This window comes from Actinomycetospora sp. (genome assembly GCF_055612215.1).
Genome location: NZ_JBVPVA010000526.1, coordinates 1 through 1737, shown reverse-complemented (window position 1 = coordinate 1737; position 1737 = coordinate 1). Strand labels below are relative to the sequence as shown.

Genomic DNA, 1737 nt, shown 5'->3' with positions numbered 1-1737 from the left:
GCTCGCGTTCGCGAGGGTGACGTCGGGGTCGCCGGCGGCGTGCAGCGTCGTCGTGGTCTTCTCGATCCGGACCAGCGCGGACTCGAGGGCCGCGGCGTACTCCGGGTACTGCTCGGCCCGGCCCGCCGTCTCGCGGATCGTGCCGAGCAGCAGCTCCAGCCCGGCGCCGCCGCGCATCACGGCCTTGCGGCCCAGCAGGTCGATCGCCTGGATGCCGTGGGTGCCCTCGTGGATCGGGTTCAGCCGGTTGTCGCGGTAGAACTGCTCGACGGGGAAGTCGCGCGTGTAGCCCGAGCCGCCGAGCACCTGGATCGCGAGGTCGTTCGCCGTCACGCACCACTGGGAGGGCCAGCTCTTCGCGATCGGAGTGAGGACGTCGAGGAGCAGGGCGGCGCGCCCGCGGTCCTCCTCCTCGGGTGCGGTGTCCTTCTCGTCGACCAGCCGGGAGCAGTAGAGCCCTAGGGCGATCGCAGCCTCGGCGTAGGACTTCTGGGCGAGCAGCATCCGCTTGACGTCGGGGTGCTCGGCGATCGCGATCATCGGGCTCGTGACGTCCCGGCCGCCGACCGCGCGCCCCTGCGTCCGGGTCTTGGCGTAATCCAGCGCGTGCAGGTAGCCCGTGACGCCGAGCGCCGCCGCGCCCATCCCGACCCCTACCCGCGCCTCGTCCATCATGTGGAACATCGCCGCGAGGCCGCCGTGCTCGGCGCCGACGAGCCACCCGACCGCGCCACCGGATTCACCGAAGTTCAACAGGGTGTTGACGGTGCCGCGATACCCCATCTTGTGGTTGACGCCGGCAAGGACGACGTCGTTCGCGGTGCCGTCCTCGAGGAACCGCGGCACGGCGAACAGGCTGATGCCCTTCACCCCGGGCGGTCCGCCGGGGATCTTGGCGAGGACGAGGTGGACGATGTTCGGCGTCAGCTCGTGCTCGCCACCGGAGATCCACATCTTGGTGCCGGTGACGCGGTAGGTGCCGTCGTCCTGCGGCTCGGCCCGCGTGGTGATGTCCGCGAGTGACGACCCGGCCTGCGGCTCGGAGAGGCACATCGTCCCGGAGGCACGGCCGTCGAGCATCGCGGGCACCCACGCCTCGATCTGCTCGGGGGTCCCGTGGGCGAGCAGCAGGTTGGCCGCGGCCGTCGTCAGGAACGGGTAGGACGCGGTGCCGATGTTGGCGGCCTGGAACCAGGCGAGCGCGGCCCGCGCGACCGTGAACGGCAGGCCCGTACCGCCCTGCTCGACGGGCACCGAGGCGCCGATGAAGCCGGCCTCGGCGAACGCCGCGATCGCGTCGGCGACCCCGTCCACGACGACCACGCGACCGTCCTCGACGTGCGGCTCGGCGACGTCGGCGGCGCGGTTGTGCGGGGCGAAGCGCTCGGTGGCGATCTGCTCGGCGAGCTCGAGGACGGCGTCGACGGTGTCCCGGTCGTGCTCGGCGAAGGCCGGGCGCTCCAGGAGATCGTCCACGCGCAGCCAGTCGTGGAGCAGGAAGTCCAGGTCGGCGCGGTCGAGGATCCGGGAGGTCACCGGACCATCATGCCGCCGGCCCGGGCCGCTGCGCCCCACGAGCGCGGGCCGGATCGGAGGCTCGCCAGGAGAGATGTCGGGCGGTGTCGATGGAGGCGTCGGTGACGAGACCGTGCCTGTTCGGCCGGGGTTCCCCGGGCGCTCGTGGCCGCGGGGGCCGCTCGGGCAGAGCCGGAGGCGGACCGGTCCGCGGGACCGGGT

Annotated in this window: 1 protein-coding gene; it reads right to left on the bottom strand. The window is 72.8% G+C overall.

What is annotated here, in order from left to right; translation table 11 throughout:
• The coding region (locus AC0CYZ_RS14690) for an acyl-CoA dehydrogenase family protein (RefSeq protein WP_472216554.1) at positions 1-1536 on the bottom strand (1536 nt) is incomplete at its 3' end.
• Between the last annotated feature and the right edge of the window lie 201 nt (positions 1537-1737).